Genomic DNA, 18947 nt, shown 5'->3' with positions numbered 1-18947 from the left:
GGATTCCCAGACGGGCCGTTTGTGTTAAGAAAATAGGCTGTTAGTTTTGGTAAAATAGCGAGTACGCTTTCACGAGACTTTAGGACATCCTTATGGCTGAGCAGCAAATCAAGGTCGCGGTGCTGGGTGGGGGCAGTTTTGGCACTGCCTTGGCAAGCATCGCGGCGGATAACGGTGCCCATGTGCGTCAATGGATGCGCGATGAAGCGCTCGTGGCGCAAATTAATCAGGAGCATCGCAATGGCCGCTATTTGCCGCACTACGCGATTAACCCTGCAGTGCAGGCCACAACCGATTTGCGCTCGGCGTTAGAAAACGCTGAGCTGGTATTGATTGCGATCCCCTCAAAAGCATTTCGCAGCGTGGTCCAGGCTGCAAAGCCATGGCTCACGGCGCAACAAATTCTTGTAAGCACCACTAAAGGCATTGAGCAGGACAGCTTTTTGCTCATGAGTCAGGTGCTAACCGAGGAGACAGGTTTTCCCCATATCGGGGTGATCGCCGGGCCTAATCTGGCGTCTGAAATTGCCGATAAGCAGCTAACCGCCACGGTGATTGCCAGCGCCGATGCGCTTACCCGTACCCGGGTACAGCAGGCGCTGGGCTGCCGCTATTTTCGCGTGTATGCCAGTGATGACCGCCATGGCGTCGAGCTTGGTGGGGCGCTTAAAAATATTTATGCGATTGCCGCCGGCATGGCCGCAGCATTGGGCATGGGCGAAAACACTCGCAGCATGCTGATGACCCGGGCATTGGCGGAAATGAGCCGCTTCGCCGTCGCCGAAGGCGCCAATCCTATGACCTTTTTGGGTTTGGCGGGAGTCGGCGATTTGATTGTTACCTGCTCATCCAATCTTTCGCGTAACTACCGCGTGGGCTATGCCATGGGAGAAGGGCGCAGTCTGGAAGAGGCTATCGCTGCCCTGGGCCAGGTAGCTGAAGGCGTCAATACGGTTAAGCTGGTTTGCGCCAAGGCGAAAGAGCTAGACGTCTATATGCCGCTTGCCGAAGGGCTTTATCATGTCTTGTTCGACGGTGTTCCTGCGCAGGATATGGCGCGTACTCTCATGATGGGCGAGCAGAGCAGCGACGTGGAGTTCATTCTGCCCCGTGAGGCCGTGCAGCAGGCGCATCTGGATAACCGAGGCTGGCATGAGTAGCTTATTGATTATGCGCCACGGGGAGGCCGCGCCAGGTTTTCCTGATAGCCAGCGGGTACTGACGCCGCAGGGTGAAAATGAGGCCGCTCGCATGGCGCGTTGGCTTATGACGCGTAGGGCAAAAGGAGAGCTTGCCTTGCCCATTCTTTACGCAAGCCCCTATGCGCGCGCCCAGCAAACGGCGGGCATTATTGCTGATGCATTGGGTTGCCCGCTCAATACGTTGGACTTTATCACGCCCGAGGACGACCCGGCCGAGGTATGTGATTGGCTGTTAAGCCAGCCGGAAAGCGCGCTTACCATGTTGGTGAGCCATATGCCGCTGGTAGGCAACCTGACGGAGCTTCTGGTAGACGGCAGGTTTGGGCAGGGGTTGGGCTTCGCCACTGCGGGTATTGCTGAGTTAGAGGCGGACGTTTGGGCGGCGGGCTGCGCGCAGCTAAAGCGCTATACGTCACCCAGCCAACTGGCTTAGCATTTTCTGGCAACTATAGTGCGACACTGACTAAAACGGGCTGCCTGAATGAAGGCAGCCCGTTTTATTACGCGAACACAATAGCGATAGGCTTACAGGAGAGCGTCAAGCTTCGCTATCAGCACGCCGTTAACCTGCTGCGGGTTTGCCGTGCCGCGTGAGGCTTTCATCACCTGACCCACAAAGTAGCCGATCATCTTGCCGCGTTTCTCAGGCTCGGCATCACGATACTGGGCCACCTGGGCCGGGCTTTCGGTGATCACCTGGTCGATCATGGCTTCAATCGCGCCGGTGTCCGTGACCTGCTTGAGGCCTTTGGCTTCGATGATCGCATCGGCATTTTCGCCCTGGCCGTTCCACAGTGCTTGGAAGACCTGCTTGGCGGCTTTGCCGTTGATCGTGCCGTCAATCACCCGGCTTAGCAGGTCGCCCAGCTGGCGCGCCGAGATCGGGCTGTTATTGATACTCAGATTCTCACGATTGAGCGCGCCGGAAAGCTCGCCCTGCACCCAGTTGGCGGCCTGCTTGGCATCACCACACACGTGATGCACTTCCTCGAAGAACTCAGCCATTTCCCGACTGGCCGATAGCACGGCGGCATCGTAAGCCGACAGGCCCAGTTCACTTTGGAAGCGCTCGCGCTTGTCGGCGGGCAATTCAGGCAGCTGGCTGCGCAAGTGATCCAGATAGGCTTCATCGAGCACGACGGGAAGCAGGTCCGGGCAGGGGAAGTAGCGATAGTCGTTAGCTTCCTCTTTGGTACGCATGCTGCGAGTTTCGTCGCGCTCAGGATCAAACAGGCGGGTTTCCTGAACCACCGTGCCGCCGTCTTCAATCAGCTCAATCTGGCGCTCTACTTCAAACGCGATCGCACGCTCGACAAAGCGGAACGAGTTGACGTTCTTGATCTCGGCCCGCGTGCCGAAGGCTTCCTGCCCCTTGGGGCGTACCGAGACGTTGACGTCGCAGCGCATGGAGCCTTCGGCCATGTTGCCATCGGAAATGCCCAGATAGGTCACGATGGCATGGATCGCCTTGAGATACGCCACCGCTTCCTTGGCGCTGCGCATGTCCGGCTCGGAGACGATTTCCAGAAGCGGCGTACCAGCACGGTTCAAATCAATACCAGTCATGCCCAGGAAGTCTTCATGCAGCGACTTGCCGGCATCCTCTTCTAGGTGGGCGTGGTGGATGCGGATACGCTTGGTGGTGTCGTCATCCAGGGTGATATCCACGTCACCCGGGCCGACGATGGGGTGGTACATCTGGCTGGTCTGATAGCCCTTGGGCAGGTCAGCGTAAAAGTAGTTTTTACGATCAAACACCGAGACTTCGGCGATATCGGCATGTACCGCCAATCCAAACTGAACGGCCATGGCCACGGCCTGCTCGTTGAGTACCGGCAGTGTTCCGGGAAGCCCCAGATCAACCGCGCACGCCTGGGTGTTGGGCTCAGCGCCAAACGCGGTTGAGGCGCCGGAAAAAATCTTGGAGCGGGTCGCGAGCTGAACGTGGACTTCAAGCCCAATTACGGTTTCCCATTGCATTAGGCGTTCTCCTCGGCGAAAGCAGGAAGTTGAAGGTGCCAGTCAGTCGCTTGCTGATACTGATGCGCCACGTTTAAAAGCTGCGCTTCGGCAAAATGTGTGCCCAGAATCTGTAGACCTATGGGGCGGCCACCTGCAAAGCCTGCTGGAACGCTGATGCCGGGAATACCCGCCAGGTTCACAGCGATGGTGTAGATATCCTGCAGGTACATCGAAACTGGGTCTTTTTTGGCGCCCAGGTCAAATGCCGGGGTTGGCGAGGCCGGGCCCATGAGCACATCAACGTCTTCAAAAACGTCGAGGAAGTCCTGGCGAATAAGGCGGCGTACTTTTTGCGCTTTGGTGTAGTAAGCGTCAAAGAAGCCCTCTGACAGGGTATGGGTGCCAATCAGAATCCGCCGCTTGACCTCTTCACCAAAGCCTTCCGCGCGGCTGCGCTTGTAAAGATCGATCAGGTCGACGGGGTCTTTACAGCGGTGGCCAAAGCGCACGCCGTCGTAACGCGACAGGTTGGAGGAGGCTTCCGCCGGGGCGATAACGTAGTAGGCCGGAATCGCATAGTGGGTATGCGGCAAGCTCACTTCGCGCACCGTTGCGCCTAATGATTCATAGACTTTCACCGCATCGCGTACGGCTTTTTCTACTTCGGGGTCTAACCCGTCGCCAAAATACTCTTTCGGCAGGCCAATTTTAAGGCCTGAGAGGGGGGCGTTCAGCGTTTCGGTATAGTCCGGTACGCCGCGGGCAACGCTGGTGGAGTCGCGCACGTCGTGCCCGGCAATCACGTTCATCAGGTGGGCGCAGTCTTCGGCACTGCGTGCCATTGGGCCAGCCTGGTCCAGGCTTGAAGCGTAGGCAATGATGCCATAGCGCGAAACGCGCCCATAGGTGGGCTTCAAGCCGGTAATGCCGCAAAACGCCGCCGGCTGACGGATCGAACCGCCGGTATCGGTACCCATGGCGGCCGGTACAAGGCCTGCGGCTACCGCCGCGGCACTTCCGCCTGAGCTGCCTCCCGGCACCGCGGTTAAATCCCAGGGATTTTTAACCGCGCCGTAATGGCTGTTTTCATTGGAAGAGCCCATCGCGAACTCATCCATATTGGTTTTACCCAAGCTGATCGTGCCCGCCGCGTTAAGCTTTTCAACGACCGTGGCATCGTAAGGAGCGATAAAATTATCCAGCATTTTGGAGCCGCAGCTGGTTTTTACATCGCGGGTACAAAAAATATCCTTGAGCGCCAGCGGAATGCCGGTAAGCAGCCCCGCGTTACCCGCGGCGCGCGCTTTATCGGCTTCTTCTGCTTGATTGAGTGCCTGTTCGCCGGTCACGGTAATAAAGCTATTGAGCGTGCCGTCGGCCTTCTCAATTTTTTGTAAATAGTGCGAGGTCAGCTCGCGACTGGAAAACTCACCACTTTTTAAGGCGGTGGCGAGTTGCGTTAAAGTTTTATCATGCATGACCCGAAAGCTCCGTTCGAGAACGAAAGAGAAGTGTTGAAACTGCGCCTGGAAAGCCCGGGACTTGCTTATTCAACAACACGAGGAACCAGATACAAGCCGTTTTCCACGGCTGGCGCACAGCGTTGAAACGCATCGCGCTGGTTGGTTTCTGTGACTTCGTCCGCACGCAGGCGCTGAGTTGCGTCCAGCGGGTGAGAGAGTGGAGAAACGCCTTCTGTATCAATGCTTTGAAGTTGGTCTACCATGTCCAGAATGCGGCTTAGATCGTCGACAAAACCGGTGGCTTGGTCATCGCTGACGGCGAGTCGGGCCAGGTGTGCGGCCCGGCGCACATGAGATTCTTCAAGCGCCATGATCGAAAAGTCCTCGCTAAAACGTGATGGAACGTATTCCGCTTTGTGCGGTATACAGTCTGTCATCGAAAAAATCGTCTTCTGTAACAGACGTGGAAAATAGCCGCAAAAGGTACCACATCTTGGCCTTCACGGGCAGTGTTCAGCGCGACTCGTGCTTGCTGCCGGGGGGTTGCGGTGATACCGTTTGCATCCGCACAGGTTCCCGGTCTGCACTAGGTAACAACATCCATGTTCAAACGTTTGAGGGGGCTGTTTTCCAGCGATCTGTCGATCGACTTGGGTACGGCCAACACACTGATTTATGTACGCGGTCGTGGCATCGTTCTCGATGAACCGTCCGTAGTCGCCATTCGCCAGTCTGGCAATATGCGTAGCGTTGCATCGGTAGGTGCTGACGCGAAGCGTATGTTGGGACGTACGCCTGGCAATATTACCGCCATCCGGCCAATGAAAGACGGTGTTATCGCCGACTTTACCGTCACCGAGCAGATGCTTCAGCATTTTATTCGCAAAGTGCACCAGAGTACCTTTCTGACGCCTAGCCCGCGCGTATTAGTTTGCGTGCCGTGTATGTCTACGCAGGTTGAGCGTCGCGCGATCCGAGAATCGGCTGAAGGGGCTGGCGCCCGCGAAGTGTTTCTTATCGAAGAGCCTATGGCTGCCGCCATAGGCGCTGGCCTGCCGGTTGAGGAAGCGCAGGGTTCCATGGTGGTGGATATTGGTGGTGGTACCACTGAAATTGCCATTATTTCGCTCAATGGCGTGGTCTATTCAGAATCGATCCGCGTAGGCGGTGACCGTTTCGATGAGGCGATCACCGCGTATGTGCGACGCCACTACGGCAGTTTGATTGGCGAAGCCACGGCTGAGCGAATCAAGGAAGAGATTGGCTGCGCCTATCCCGGTGGCGAACTGCGTGAAATCGACGTACGCGGCCGCAATTTAGCAGAAGGGATCCCGCGTAGCTTTACGCTGAACTCCCATGAAATTTTAGAGGCGCTGCAGGAAACGCTTGGCTCGATTGTGGCCGCCGTTAAAAGCGCGCTTGAGCAGTCTCCTCCCGAGCTTGCCTCCGATATTGCTGAGCGCGGTTTAGTGCTTACAGGTGGCGGTGCACTGCTGCGTGATCTGGATAAGCTGATTGCTGAAGAAACCGGTTTGCCGGTGATTGTGGCAGAAGATCCGCTTACCTGTGTTGCGCGTGGTGGCGGTAAAGCGCTTGAAATGATCGATCAGCATACCTTTGAGCTGCTGTCGAGCGACTAACGTTTAGCGGTTTATCGCGGGGGATTGCCTATTAAACCGCTATTTTCACACGGGCCGCTGCCGGGCTACCGGCTGTTTTTTTGCGTGTTGGCGGCAAGCATCTTGATGTTTGCCGACCATCGTTTTACACGTATGGAAGACGTGCGCGCTCAAATGACGATGGTTGTTGCGCCTGTTCAATGGGTTGTTAGCGTGCCTAGCGACTTGTTGAATTGGGGCGCGCTTGCGCTGTCTGATCAGCAGGCTTTGGTCGATGAAAATCGTCGGCTGCGCGAACAAATTCTGACGCTATCTCACCGAGGTCAGCGACTAGCTAATTTGACGGCTGAAAATACCGAGCTGCGCCAATTGCTTAAAGCCGGCGAGCGGCGTCGTATTCCGTATATTACCGCTGAACTACTATCGTTGGATAACGACCCGTTTAGTCATCAAATGGTGATCGATCGTGGGCATCGTAATGGGGCGTACGTAGGGCAGCCGGTCATCGATGCGTCTGGCCTTGTCGGGCAAGTAACTGCAGTGTCGGCGTACTCCAGCCGGGTACTGTTATTGGCCGATGCAAGCCATGCGCTTCCGGTTCAAATTAACCGTAATGGCTTGCGCTTTATTGTGCAGGGAGCCGGGCGCTACGGCAGCGTTAATGTACTCCATGTGCCTGATACAGCCGATATTCGCGAAGGCGACCTGTTAACCACGTCGGGGCTGGCAGGGCGTTTTCCGCCGGGGTATCCCGTTGCGAGAGTCACTGAGGTTTATCACGACCCCGGGCAGCCGTTTGCCCGGGTTACCGCTGAGCCAACGGCGCAGTTGCAGCGTGCCCGCCATTTTCTGCTGTTATTCCCACCGCCGCGTGAAGACGTCGACGACCCCATTTGGGATGAGTCCATGGATATCTCAGCCGATGCCATACACGCAGCCCAGCGGCTTGCCCCGATTGAGCCAGACGACGCTCAGGAGGATCGCTAATGGCGCGTGTTCCTGTAGTGCCGCTGATAGTCGTGTGGTTTAGCCTTGTTCTGGCGCTTTGCCTGCAAGTGATGCCGCTCGCCGAAGGATGGCAAGTATATCGCCCTGAATGGATCGGCTTAATGCTGATCTATTGGTGTATGCGTGCGCCTGATCGGGTAGGTGTTTTTCACGGATTCATACTCGGGGTGCTTCTGGACTTGATTGAGGGCACATCGCTTGGTCAGCATGCTCTGATTTTGTCGCTGCTAGCCTTTCTATGCGCCCTGGTATATCCACGTTTTCGTGCCTACTCGCTGGTTCAGCAGTCAGTTCTCGTACTGGTACTGCTCGGCTTGGTACAGCTGGTCGAACAGTGGCTGCGTACGTTGACCGGTGAGTTCTCGATACACCTATCCTTTTTAATACCGTCATTAATCAGTGCATTTCTATGGCCGTGGTTAGCCACTATGTTTAAAGCGTTGGAACGACGCTTACTGGGGCCTTGAGCATGGCTGCGCTGGATACTACCTCATCACCTATGCTGTGTTTGGCGTCTGCCTCACCCCGGCGGCGCGATCTGCTGGCCTCAATTGGCGTCACTGTCAGTATTCTACCCAGCCATGTGGACGAGACGCCCAAACCGGGTGAGTCTGCCAAGAATTATGTCGAGCGTCTAGCCGTTGCTAAAGCCGAAGCGTCGGCGCCGCTGAGCTCACTACCTACGTTAGGTTCAGATACCGCGGTTGTGGTGGATGGCGTACTGTTAGGCAAACCTGTGGATGCAGATGACGCCGCCGCTATGCTTGCGCGCCTTTCCGGTCGATGGCATGAGGTGCTTACCGCGGTTGCCGTTACCGGCCCTAAGGGCGTGCTTTGCCGCTGCGTCACCACACACGTGCGAATGCGTGAGATCACCACTCGGGAAATCGCCGACTATTGGCAAACCGGTGAGCCGGCAGATAAAGCAGGCGGGTATGCTATACAGGGACTGGCCGCGATTTTTGTGGAAGAAATTAAGGGTAGCCACTCAGCAGTGGTTGGTTTGCCGCTTTATGAAACGGCGCAATTGCTAAATCAGCAGGGGGTGCCTATTTGGATGGGGCATTATTACTCGCACACCTAGTCGTCGTCTCATTGCCTATAGACGGGCGTGAAATACGTGAACCGAGAAGGAATTTTGCATGAGTGGTGAAGTCCTCATCAATTTAACGCCAATGGAAACCCGCGTTGCGCTTGTTGAAAACGGCGTTTTACAAGAGGCGCTTATTGAGCGCTCAAGGCGGCGTGGGATAGTAGGCAATATCTACAAAGGCAGGGTGGTTCGTGTATTGCCTGGAATGCAGGCTGCCTTTGTTGATATTGGCCTGGAGCGAGCGGCGTTTATTCATGCCCATGAGGTTATGCCTTCCGGCACGCCAAGCGACGAGCAGCAAACCATAGGCCAGCTATTGCACGAGGGGCAGGCGCTGGTGGTACAGGTAACCAAAGACCCTATCGGTACAAAAGGGGCGCGGCTTACCACGCATTTATCGATCCCTTCACGCTATCTGGTGTATATGCCGGACTCCCCCCATCACGGCGTTTCTCAGCGTATAGAGGATGAGCGGGAGCGCGAGCGCCTCAAGGCGCTACTAGATAGTGGTATTGCCGAGCAAACGCTGGAAGTCACCGGCGGTTTTATTGTGCGCACGGCGGCAGAAGGTGTGGGTGATGAAGAGCTGGCAGGCGATATGCATTTTTTGCTGCGCATCTGGCGAAAAGTCGCCGAGCGCAAAATTACCGCAGCGCCATCCAGCGTTATTTATGACGATTTGCCGCTATTTATGCGCACCTTGCGCGATGTAATGCGCGATGATATCGAGAAAGTGCGTATTGATTCCCGGGAAAACTTCGTCAAGTTAGTCGAGTTTGCCGAAGAGTTTATGCCCGATGCCGTGGATAGAATTGAGTACTATCCTGGTGAGCGGCCTATCTTTGATCTGTATAGCGTTGAAGATGAAATTCAGAAGGCCTTGGGGCGTAAGGTACAGCTTAAATCGGGCGGTTATCTGGTTATTGACCCCACCGAGGCGATGACCACGATTGATGTCAATACGGGCGGTTATGTTGGGCATCGCAATCTTGAAGAGACTATTTTCAAGACCAATCTGGAAGCAGCCACCGCCATTGCCCGTCAGCTTCGCCTGCGCAATTTAGGTGGCATTATCATTATCGACTTTATCGATATGATAGAAGTGGAGCACCAGCGGCAGGTGCTGCGCGTGCTTGAAAAAGCCTTGGAGCGCGACCACGCCAAAACCAAGTGTACTGGGGTGACAGAATTAGGCCTGGTGCAGTTAACCCGCAAGCGCACCCGCGAAAGCCTTGAGCAGACGCTATGTGAGGCATGTCCGACGTGTAGCGGGCGCGGTACGTTAAAAACGCCCGAAACGATATGCTACGAAATTTTCCGTGAAATCCTGCGTGAAGAGCGGGCCTATAGTCCAGAAACCTATATGGTATTGGCGTCTCAGCCGGTTGTTGATCGCTTGCTCGATGAAGAGTCAGCAGCCGTCGCTGATCTGGAAACGTTTATCAACAAAACCATTCGCTTTCAGGTGGAGCAGCATTATTCACAAGAGCAGTACGATATTGTGTTGATGTAATTGTATGAAGAACCGTTCTCTGACGCGTTGGAGCTTACTTCTGCTCGCCTGGGGTCTGGGCGTTCTTGCGGTTGTATTGCTGCTTTTTAGGCTTGCGGTTAGTCAGGCGGATGCCTTGACGCCGCACCTTGAAAGCTGGCTTGAAGCCAAGATTGGCGTACCGGTGCACATAGAGAATCTTGTTGTGTCCATGGCCCGTAATGACCTGATTCTTAAGCTTGAAGGCTTTGAGGCTGAAACGCCCAGCGGGCAGTCACTGTTTTCACTGCAGCAAGCCGAACTACGCTTGGATATAGTGGCTTCGCTATGCAATTTCCTACCCATCTTCAGTGATATCAGGCTTCATCAAACCGAATTTCACCTTTATCAAGGGCTTGAGCATCAGTGGCAATGGCCAGAACCGGCTCGCTTACCCCTTGATATAGCCCCTGAACCAGAGGTTGACTTAGCCACCATTGATGGCCTGACAGAGTGGCTGTTGCGCCAGCGTATCTGGATCGACGATACCCGTGTTGTGCTCCACGGCCAGCACGACCGCGTTATGCTGGAAGCCCCAACGCTACTCTTGACGGGCAATTCGCAAGGGACCAGCTTGCAGGGCACGGTGGATATTCTTTCTGCCGACCAGGAACAAGCACCATCAACCCCGGCAGTGCAACTGCTGGCAGAGATGCAGCCGGGCAAACGTGGTATCGATGATTTTTCTGCCACGCTCTCGCTGGAAGCGCAGTTTGATCAGCTTCTGGTATTGGCGGAAATGTTTCGCCCCGATCATGTGCCTTTTCTAGAGCAAATGGGCGGCGATGCTCGTCTATGGGGCCGCTGGTATGAAGGGCGACTTCAGGAGGCGCGGCTGGCTGTCGATGTTCCTCAGCTGGTTCTGCGTCAGGATATTCAATACGCCGTATTAAAAAATATCCAGGCGCATGGCGAGTGGCAGCGCGATGGCGATGGCGGAGAGGCGTGGCTGAGAGGCAATGCGCAAAACGTTGAGTGGGCGCAGCCGGAAGGCGTCACCGAAGGGCCTGCTTTGCCGCACTATTGGTATCTTGCCCACCAGCCCGGCCAGTGGGAGCTGCGTACCAGCGCATTCGAGCTTGCCTCATTGACGGCATGGCGCGATTACGTTTTTCTTCCCGAATCGGTAACGCGTGTCTTGCAGACGCTGGCTCCCCAAGGTCAGGTGCAGGGCCTGCGCCTGGGCCAGAATGAAGGACGCTGGGGTGTTGATGCAGCATTAACCAATGTGGAAGTATCGCCCTGGCAGCAGGCGCCCGGTGGTGGGCCTGTGGACGCCTGGGTGCAGGCACGAGATTTGCGTGGGCGCGTCACGTTTGATAGCGCTGGCCAAACTAGCCTGTATTTCCCCGATCTGTTTATCGCTCCCATGCAGCTACAAAACGCAGAAGGCGTGGTGGAGTGGGTCTACGACGGTCCCAGAACTATGATAAGTGGGCGTCAGCTCAACGTGAATTGGGATGGCGCCCAGGTAAGCGGTGGATTTGGTTTAATCGCCAGTGAGAATTCGGGCCAGTTTGGCTTAGATATCGATTTTGCCAATGTGAACGCCTTGGATCGTCCGCTGGCGCAATGGCTGCCGCTTAATGCTTTTGATGAAGAGCTGCGCACCTGGCTGCTTAACGATATCGGTGGCAAGGTGCCCAATGGCTCGCTCAAACTTAGCCTGCCGCTTGGTGAGGGCGTAAGTGCTGATGATATATCTGCAACGCTTGCTCTGAACGTTATTGAGGGGCATCTGCCCATCGCCCCGGGCTGGCCGCGTCTTGATGAGGTGCAGGGACGCTTGAAGTGGCAAAACCAGGTGCTTGAAGCCCAGATAGACCATGCGCAAAGCCATGGGGTCACGGCTTCTCAAGGCGAGCTGATCATGGAGGATGAAACGCTCAACGTATCGGGGAATTTGCAGAGCGATGGGGCGTCATTGAAAGCATTTCTACAGTCGATGCCCGATATTGACCTGGATATCCTCAACGATCTTCAGGTGGAAGGTGAGGTGGAGGGTGATTTAGCCTTGTCGCTACCCCTCTCGACGCCTGAAGCACTCCAGCTTGAGATCAATGCCACGCCGGCCTTAACTCGTATTGTGTATACGCCGCTTAATCTGGCCCTTCAGGCCCTGCGTGGCCAGTTAACCTGGCAGCAGCACGGTGAGAGCATGGCTTTGATAGGCGATGTGGGCGGAAAGTTACTCGGTGGTGACATTAATGCTGAGCTGCATACCCAGCGCCACGGCATCGCCTTGCGCGGCCAAACCCCGCTTGCACCACTGTTCCCATTGGCGGGGATTCCTGCCGAGCAGGGGACGCAGTTATTTAGTGGCGCGATCCAGTGGCAGGGCAACGTGTCGCTTGAACCAACGCCACGTTTAACGCTGGAAAGTCAGCTGGCGGGGGTTACCAGTGAGCTACCTGCGCCATTTGCTAAAGCGGCGGGGCAGCCTTGGCCCTGGATGCTCAACGCTGATTTTGAAAGCGGGCGTGTGGAAAGCCGCCTGGCTGATATTGCCCATCTGCGCTTACACCAGCACGGCGGATTGTCTGCCAGTCTGCGTCTGGCGGAGGCGGATGTTAGCCCGCCTGAATGGCCTTCACAGCTAGGCGTAGATTTACAGGCAAGTATTCCCCGCATTGATCCTAAGGCTTGGCAGCAGGCCATAGCCCCGCTGTTGGCCGGTGAGCAAAGCGTATCAGCAGGCTCAATGAACGATCATCCTCCACTTAAGGTTGATCTGGAAACCGCCTGTCTGGTGTATCAGCAGACCTGTGTGGGGGCGGTGGCGTTAACCGGTGATGTCCACAACGGAGCTATCAATGCAGCGCTTGACGGTGAGTTGATCGCGGGGCGGGTTCATTATGACGCCGCCTCCCAATACCCGCTGGATATCACTATTGAGCAGTTGGCGCTGGATCCACTGTTTAATTTGGCAGAATCCTCCGAGGAAGATGGCGCGTCTTCCCCTGAATCCTGGATGCAGGAAGTAGAAACCCACAAAGCCACACCGGCAGCTATTCCCGATTGGCTTGCCCAAGTGCCCGATGGCCGACTCAGGCTTGCAGAAATAAGTATGGGCGCGAGCCGGTTTGGGCCTTTATCGGCTTACTGGCACACCGATGATGATCGATTCTCGCTGACGCCGGTTGGGCTGACGCTCGGGCAACTTTCCGCCCGTGGTGAACTCTACTGGGAGGGTGATGTTTCCACTAGTCGTACCCGCGCTAATATTTCACTTCAGGGTGGCGATATAGGTACAGCACTAGAGCGGCTGGATCAGCCCGTTGCCTTGCGCAGCCGGCGCACTGATGCAAACGCCAACCTTTCTTGGGCGGGGGCGCCGTGGCAGTTTGATTTAAGTCAGGCCCAGGGTGAGATTGATGCTGATCTTCAAGATGGCCGCTTTATGACCCTGGAGTCCGCCCCGGTGCGGCTCGTTGGTCTGCTAAACTTGGATAATATTTTTCGCCGCTTACGCCTGGATTTTTCTGACGTAACCGGCCAGGGCACTGCTTTTGATAGAGTTCATGGCTCGGCGAATGTAGCGAATGGTCAGCTTTCCTTGAGCGAGCCATTGCAAATTGACGCGCCTGCCGCCAACTTAACCTTAACGGGCAACGTTAACCTACTTCATCGCGAGCTCGACCAACGCCTGGGCGTTGTACTACCAGTGACACAGAGCTTGCCAATTGCCGCTATCGCAGTGGGTGCTCCTGTGGTGGGTGGCGCATTATTTATTGCCGACCAGCTATTTGGTGATGCGCTGGATCGAGCGACGACCATTCATTATCGCGTGCGAGGCCCCTGGGCTTCGCCGCAGGTTACTTTAGAAGGCCCCCAATGACCGCAATTAAGAGCGATATAGAGTCCGCTGTTTCCATTCTGCTCACGCCGGGTGGTCTCGACCTTGATGGCCTTGATAAAGGCCTTGAATACGCCATGGGTGCGGGTGTGGATTATGCTGATCTGTACTTTCAGCGTACCTGGACGGAAGGCTGGGTATTAGAGGACGGCGAAGTCAAAGAAGCGAGTTATAACATTGATGGTGGTGTCGGCGTGCGTGCGCTGGCAGGCGAAAAAACCGGCTTTGCCTACTCCAACCAAATTACGGCCGATGCGCTGATCGATACCGGACGTACGGCGTCAGGTATTGTGCGTAGCGGCAAGCGTTTGCCTGGGCAGGTAGTAAAGCCTGTTGCCGCAGCATCTTTTTATGCGGGCGTGGACCCTTTGGCGGGGCTAACCGCTGAAGAAAAGGTTGCCATGCTAAAAGACGCCGATCGCGCGGCGCGCGCAGCAGACCCAAGCGTTACGCAGGTTAGTGCGTCGCTTTCGGGTACTTACGAAGTGGTCATGGTGCGCGCCAGTGACGGCACGTTGGCGGCTGATATTCGCCCGCTAGTGCGTTTTAACGTGAGCGTGATTGCGGTGAAAAATGGCCGTCGAGAGCGGGGCGGCTCAGGCGGTGGTGGACGCTACTCGATGTCGCGCCTGCGCGATGAAGGTGTCGCTGAGCGTTACGCTAAAGAGGCCGTACGCCAGGCGCTGGTGAATCTTGAGGCCGTTGACGCGCCCGCCGGGCAAATGCCTGTGGTGCTGGCGTCGGGCTGGCCGGGTATTTTGCTGCATGAGGCTGTGGGCCATGGCCTTGAAGGTGACTTCAACCGTAAAGGCAGCTCGGCGTTTTCCGGGCGTATGGGGCAGCGTGTGGCGGCTAAAGGCGTCACCGTGGTGGATGACGCTACCATTGTCGACGGGCGCGGCTCGTTAAGCATTGATGACGAAGGCACACCGGGCCAAAACACCCCGCTGATCGAAGACGGTATTCTGACCGGCTATATGCAGGACAAGCTGAATGCACGGCTGATGAATATGGCGCCAACCGGTAATGCGCGCCGTGAGTCGTTTGCGCATTTACCCATGCCGCGTATGACCAATACGGTCATGCTGGCAGGCCAGGATGAGCCTGAAGATATTATCAAAAGCGTCAAGCGCGGGATCTACGCCGTCAGTTTTGGTGGCGGCCAGGTGGATATCACGTCGGGTAAATTCGTGTTCTCCGCCAGTGAAGCCTATTTAATCGAAGACGGGCGTATCACCGTGCCGGTAAAAGGTGCCACGCTGATAGGCAATGGCCCCGAGGCGATGGGCCGCGTTTCCATGATTGGCCATGATATGGCACTGGATACCGGTATTGGCGTGTGCGGTAAAGAAGGGCAGGGCGTACCGGTAGGCGTAGGTCAGCCCACGCTAAAATTAGATGAGCTGACCGTTGGCGGTACGCAGTCTTCTTAACGGGGTTGAAGCTTAGGGCGTTAAAGCGCCAGCGTCTCGCGTAGATGTTTAAACAGTTTACGCGAGCTGGTGGGCGGTTTGCCCTGGTCACGTTCGCGCTGGGCATTACGGATTAATTGACGTAGCGCCTGGCGATCGGCGTCGGGGTATTCCGCCATGAACAGGTCAACGGCAGGATCGCCTTCTTCAACCAGCCGGTCCCGCCACTTTTCAAGGCGGTGAAAAGCATGATCACGCTGCTCTTTTTCCTGCTCGATTGAGTCAAATACTCCTTGAATCGCGACCAGGTCCTCTTTACGAATGAGCTTGCCGACGTACTGCATATGACGACGACGCCCTTCGTGGGAGCGGATACGCGAGGTCTCTTCAATGGCCCTGAGCATATCGTCAGAGAGAGGAAAACGAGCACGCTCGGCGGGCTTCATGGCGATTAAGGTTTCGCCAAGCGCTTGAAGCGCATGCATTTCGCGTTTGAGTTGCGATTTGCTCGGCCGCTCTTCGGGCTCTTGAGTATCAAAGGGCTCGGGGCGTAGTTTCGGCATAATTAAACTCACAGACAAGATTCGTTGGCAGCATTATATCAGGCTGCGACCATAACATTGATTCGGCGATGCAATTCGTACGAAAAAGGAGGCCATATGGCACAGGCATTTGATGCATCCTCGCAGCAGGCACTTCTGACAGCACGTGCAGAAGAAGCGCTGGCCCTGGCCAAACGACTGGGCGCAGATGCCGCCGAGGTTGGCGCAAGCGTCGATCAGGGCACGGGTGTCAGCGTGCGCTTGGGTGAGGTGGAAACCGTTGAACTTTCCCGCGACCAAGGCATTGCGGTAACGCTTTATGTGGGTAAGCGTAAAGGAAGTGCGTCTTCAAGCGATGCAAGCAGCGCCTCTATTCAGGCCGTGGTTGAAAAGGCATTGGCGATTGCCCGTTACACCGGTGAAGACCCGGTCGCTGGGCTTGCAGATGCTGACCAGATGGCCACTGAGCTTCCGGATCTGAAAGTGCATTATCCGTGGGCGCTGACCACCGAACAGGCTATTGAGATTGCGCTTGCCTGTGAGCAGGCGGGTCGCGATGTTGACGGTATTAGCCAGTCAGAGGGCGCTTCGCTCTCCAGTGGCGAAGGTGTTCGGGTCTATGCCAATAGTCACGGCTTTTTAGGCACCCAGAAAGGCAGCAGTCATTCACTTTCCTGCATGTTGATCGCGCAGGATGAGAGCGGCATGCAGCGCGATTACGACTATACCTCTGCGCGTAACCCTCTGCATTTACGTGACCCTGCTGAGGTTGGCCGAGAGGCGGCTGCGCGCACGCTACGCCGGTTAGGCGCCCAGTTACCCCCCACGGGTACATTTCCAGTCCTGTTTGATCCTTCGCTATCTGCAGGGTTAATCGGTCATCTGCTCAGCGCCTTGGCTGGCGGCGCGCTGTATCGTCAGTCCTCTTTCCTGTGCGATCGTCTGGGGACACCGCTTTTTCCCGAGTGGTTCAGTCTTGAAGAGCGACCCATGGAAGTTGGAGCCACGGCCAGTACGCCGTTTGATGGTGAAGGCGTTCAAACGCGCAACAATCGCTTTATCGATCAGGGGAGCATCGCAAGCTACATGCTCTCATCCTACAGCGCTCGTCGCCTGGGCATGCAGACCACCGGGAATGCGGGCGGTGCACGCAATGTGCGCCTTGACGCGCCCTTGAAAACACGCGAAGCGCTGCTCAAGGAAATGGGGCGGGGTATCTGGGTAACCGAACTGATGGGGCAGGGCGTCAACGGGGTGACCGGCGACTATTCCCGCGGGGCGGCAGGTTTCTGGGTCGAGAATGGTGAAGTTCAGTATCCAATTGAAGAGTTCACCATTGCCGGAAACCTGGAGCGCATGTTCTCAGGATTGGTCGGTATCGGCAGCGATACTGATACGCGTGGTAGTGTTCATACGGGTAGTTGGCTGATTGATGCGATGACGGTGGCGGGTAGCTAAGCGCTACTGGTCTTCGTCAAAGCGGGCGTCGAACAGGGCTTGTATGGCTTCAAGCGCGTGTTCGGCGTCGTCACCTTCCGCGTGAATACGCAGTTCGGTGCCGCAAGGTGCGGCTAACATCAAAAGCGACATGATATTGGCAGCGTCAGCCATTTGCTGCTGTTTGTACACGTGAATTCTGGCGGAATATTGCTGACCGCACTTGACCAGTTTGGTTGCTGCGCGGGCATGTAGGCCACGTTGATTGGTAAGTGTTAGCGTTCTTTCTGGCACCCTGGTTCCCTTTCTCCGAGTGGTGTCATTAATGATGTATGCAGTATGCGTTTACTGAGCGCTAGGCGCCTGCTCTGCCAATGAAGCTTTATCAAGCGGCTCTGCTTGCGTGCCGCTTAACGTATATTGCAGGCCAAGCTCGCGATGGCGCAACTGTACTTCGCCTATTAACGGCGCAAGCTTTTGGGCCAGCTGCTCGGCGATATACACGGAGCGGTGCTGCCCGCCAGTACAGCCGATGGCCACGGTCATATAGCTACGCTGACTATTCTGATAAGCTGGCAGCCAACGTTCTAGCAAAGCCTGAATGTCGTTGCTCATATCTTCGACAATCGGATAGCCGCGCAGAAACGCAATAATCGTTGCGTCACGTCCTGTGTACTGACGTAGCGTTGGGTCCCAGTAGGGATTGGGCAGGCAGCGCACGTCAAACACCAAATCTGCATCCATGGGCACGCCGTGCTTGTAGCCAAACGATTCAAAGGTAAGCGTTAGCTGGTCTTTGTGCTGGTGGGCGACCTGATCGGCTATGCGCCGGCGCAAATCGTGTACCGATAAACGTGAGGTGTCTATCCTAAGATCGGCTAAGTCGCGTATCTCATTAAGCGTCTCTTCCTCTTTGGTGATCGCCTCTTCAAGCGTCATATGGCTATCACGCGTTAATGGGTGGCGTCGCCGTGTGGCAGAGTAGCGCTCAAGCAAAATACGCGCATCGGTGGTCAGATAGATGACCTGGCAGTCAATGGGGCGCTGACGCAGCTCATCAAGCAGCGTTGGCAATCTTTCCAGCGCCGTAGGCAAATTGCGCGCATCAATACTCACTGCTAGGTGCGTACGCCCGCCTTCTTCGCAAAGTTCATCTACCAGCGAGCCAAGCAACATTGCAGGCAGGTTGTCGATGGCATAGTAGCCAATATCTTCCAACGCCTGTAAAGCGATAGATTTACCGGACCCTGAGCGGCCGCTAATGATCACCAGTTGCATAATGGCTCTCTTTGCGTGCTTTGGTAAAAGCATGGATGTGAAAGCGAGAAGAGATGCCAAACGCTCTACAGGCTACGTTGCTGTCTGCTCACGAATTTTACTCATAAGCAAATCAAACAACTCACGCTGGCTATTGGTTTTTCGTAACGCTTGGCGTGTGCTGGCATCGTTCATAATGGTGGCTACCTGGCCCAAGAGCGACAGATGTGTATCATCGGCCTCTTCAGGTACCAGCAGCACAAATACGAGATCAACCGGATCACCGTCTATAGCGTCAAAATCAACGGGCTCTGATAGCTTTAGAAAACCTGCGATGGGCGTAGCGCAGTGAGGGCTACGTGCATGGGGAATGGCAACGCCGTTGCCGATCCCCGTGCTTCCAAGTCGTTCGCGACCAATCAGTCGGCTGAACACTTCTTGGCTGTCCAGGCTAGGTGTGTTTTGAGCGATAAAGGTGCTGAAAAACTCCAGCACCCTTTTTTTGCTGCCCCCAGGCACATCGTAAAGCACGCGCTCCGGGGGGAGGATAGTTTCCAACGTCATT

General features: G+C 55.8%; 17 protein-coding genes. 10 read left to right on the top strand and 7 right to left on the bottom strand.

Translation table 11 applies throughout. From position 1 onward, the window contains the following. Positions 1-92 precede the first annotated feature (92 nt). Positions 93-1160 (top strand): NAD(P)H-dependent glycerol-3-phosphate dehydrogenase, encoded by a 1068-nt coding sequence (locus ACT3XD_RS00735; protein ID WP_192537144.1) that lies wholly within the window; start codon positions 93-95, stop codon positions 1158-1160. After that, entirely contained in the window at positions 1153-1635 is a 483-nt protein-coding gene (gene sixA, locus ACT3XD_RS00730; RefSeq protein ID WP_192537146.1) for a phosphohistidine phosphatase SixA, read from the top strand. Before ACT3XD_RS00735 ends, sixA begins: the two co-directional genes overlap by 8 nt. 92 nt (positions 1636-1727) lie before the next feature. Here the strand turns inward: sixA and gatB are convergent, their stop codons facing one another. The 3 genes from gatB to gatC form a co-directional block, all read right to left on the bottom strand. After that, entirely contained in the window at positions 1728-3182 is a 1455-nt protein-coding gene (gene gatB / locus ACT3XD_RS00725) for an Asp-tRNA(Asn)/Glu-tRNA(Gln) amidotransferase subunit GatB (RefSeq protein ID WP_192537148.1), read from the bottom strand. After that, entirely contained in the window at positions 3182-4642 is a 1461-nt protein-coding gene (gatA, locus tag ACT3XD_RS00720; RefSeq protein WP_192537150.1) for an Asp-tRNA(Asn)/Glu-tRNA(Gln) amidotransferase subunit GatA, read from the bottom strand. Before gatA ends, gatB begins: the two co-directional genes overlap by 1 nt. Before the next feature lie 68 nt (positions 4643-4710). Further along, the gene (gatC, locus tag ACT3XD_RS00715; protein ID WP_192537152.1) at positions 4711-4998 is read right to left on the bottom strand and encodes an Asp-tRNA(Asn)/Glu-tRNA(Gln) amidotransferase subunit GatC; all 288 of its coding nucleotides are present in this window, start codon (positions 4996-4998) and stop codon (positions 4711-4713) included. A 231-nt stretch (positions 4999-5229) separates the two neighbouring features. Between gatC and ACT3XD_RS00710 the strand changes: the two genes are divergently transcribed. From ACT3XD_RS00710 to tldD, 7 genes are read left to right on the top strand one after another with little or no spacing between them, the layout of a single operon-like run. Next, a complete protein-coding gene (locus ACT3XD_RS00710; protein ID WP_018915723.1) occupies positions 5230-6267 on the top strand; it encodes a rod shape-determining protein in 1038 nt (345 codons plus the stop codon). Positions 6268-6291: 24 nt separating this feature from the next. Next, positions 6292-7233, top strand: coding sequence for a rod shape-determining protein MreC (mreC, locus tag ACT3XD_RS00705; protein ID WP_192537154.1), 942 nt, complete (start codon positions 6292-6294; stop codon positions 7231-7233). After that, on the top strand, positions 7233-7721 hold the full coding sequence (gene mreD, locus ACT3XD_RS00700) for a rod shape-determining protein MreD (protein ID WP_192537155.1): 489 nt from the start codon (positions 7233-7235) through the stop codon (positions 7719-7721). Before mreC ends, mreD begins: the two co-directional genes overlap by 1 nt. A gap of 2 nt (positions 7722-7723) precedes the next feature. Continuing rightward, a complete protein-coding gene (locus ACT3XD_RS00695) occupies positions 7724-8338 on the top strand; it encodes a Maf family protein (protein ID WP_225736066.1) in 615 nt (204 codons plus the stop codon). Between the two features lie 58 nt (positions 8339-8396). Continuing rightward, positions 8397-9860: a ribonuclease G gene (gene rng / locus ACT3XD_RS00690; protein WP_192537157.1), complete on the top strand. Its 1464-nt coding sequence runs from the start codon at positions 8397-8399 to the stop codon at positions 9858-9860. 4 nt (positions 9861-9864) lie between these two features. After that, a complete protein-coding gene (locus ACT3XD_RS00685; protein ID WP_192537158.1) occupies positions 9865-13716 on the top strand; it encodes a YhdP family phospholipid transporter in 3852 nt (1283 codons plus the stop codon). Beyond that, positions 13713-15167, top strand: coding sequence for a metalloprotease TldD (gene tldD, locus ACT3XD_RS00680; RefSeq protein ID WP_192537160.1), 1455 nt, complete (start codon positions 13713-13715; stop codon positions 15165-15167). Before ACT3XD_RS00685 ends, tldD begins: the two co-directional genes overlap by 4 nt. A 20-nt stretch (positions 15168-15187) precedes the next feature. Here tldD and yjgA read toward each other — a convergent pair whose 3' ends face one another. Further along, on the bottom strand, positions 15188-15709 hold the full coding sequence (yjgA, locus tag ACT3XD_RS00675; RefSeq protein WP_018915730.1) for a ribosome biogenesis factor YjgA: 522 nt from the start codon (positions 15707-15709) through the stop codon (positions 15188-15190). A gap of 96 nt (positions 15710-15805) precedes the next feature. Here yjgA and pmbA point away from each other — a divergent pair, with 96 nt between their 5' ends. Continuing rightward, positions 15806-17146 carry a metalloprotease PmbA gene (pmbA, locus tag ACT3XD_RS00670; RefSeq protein WP_192537162.1) on the top strand — a complete coding sequence of 447 codons (1341 nt, stop codon included), beginning with the start codon at positions 15806-15808 and terminating at the stop codon, positions 17144-17146. Positions 17147-17149: 3 nt separating this feature from the next. Here the strand turns inward: pmbA and ACT3XD_RS00665 are convergent, their stop codons facing one another. From ACT3XD_RS00665 to ptsN, 3 genes are all read right to left on the bottom strand, one after another. Further along, positions 17150-17419, bottom strand: coding sequence for an HPr family phosphocarrier protein (locus ACT3XD_RS00665; RefSeq protein ID WP_192537163.1), 270 nt, complete (start codon positions 17417-17419; stop codon positions 17150-17152). A gap of 51 nt (positions 17420-17470) precedes the next feature. Continuing rightward, positions 17471-18403 (bottom strand): RNase adapter RapZ, encoded by a 933-nt coding sequence (gene rapZ / locus ACT3XD_RS00660; RefSeq protein ID WP_192537164.1) that lies wholly within the window; start codon positions 18401-18403, stop codon positions 17471-17473. A 72-nt stretch (positions 18404-18475) separates the two neighbouring features. Continuing rightward, positions 18476-18946, bottom strand: a complete 471-nt coding sequence (ptsN, locus tag ACT3XD_RS00655; protein ID WP_192537166.1) for a PTS IIA-like nitrogen regulatory protein PtsN — start codon at positions 18944-18946, stop codon at positions 18476-18478. Position 18947: the final 1 nt, after the last annotated feature.

Source organism: Halomonas sp. AOP7-B1-5, from assembly GCF_052353045.1.
Classification (GTDB): domain Bacteria; phylum Pseudomonadota; class Gammaproteobacteria; order Pseudomonadales; family Halomonadaceae; genus Vreelandella; species Vreelandella colorata.
Note: the sequence above shows the minus strand (reverse complement) of the source record. Positions and strands in the feature narration are given on the sequence as shown.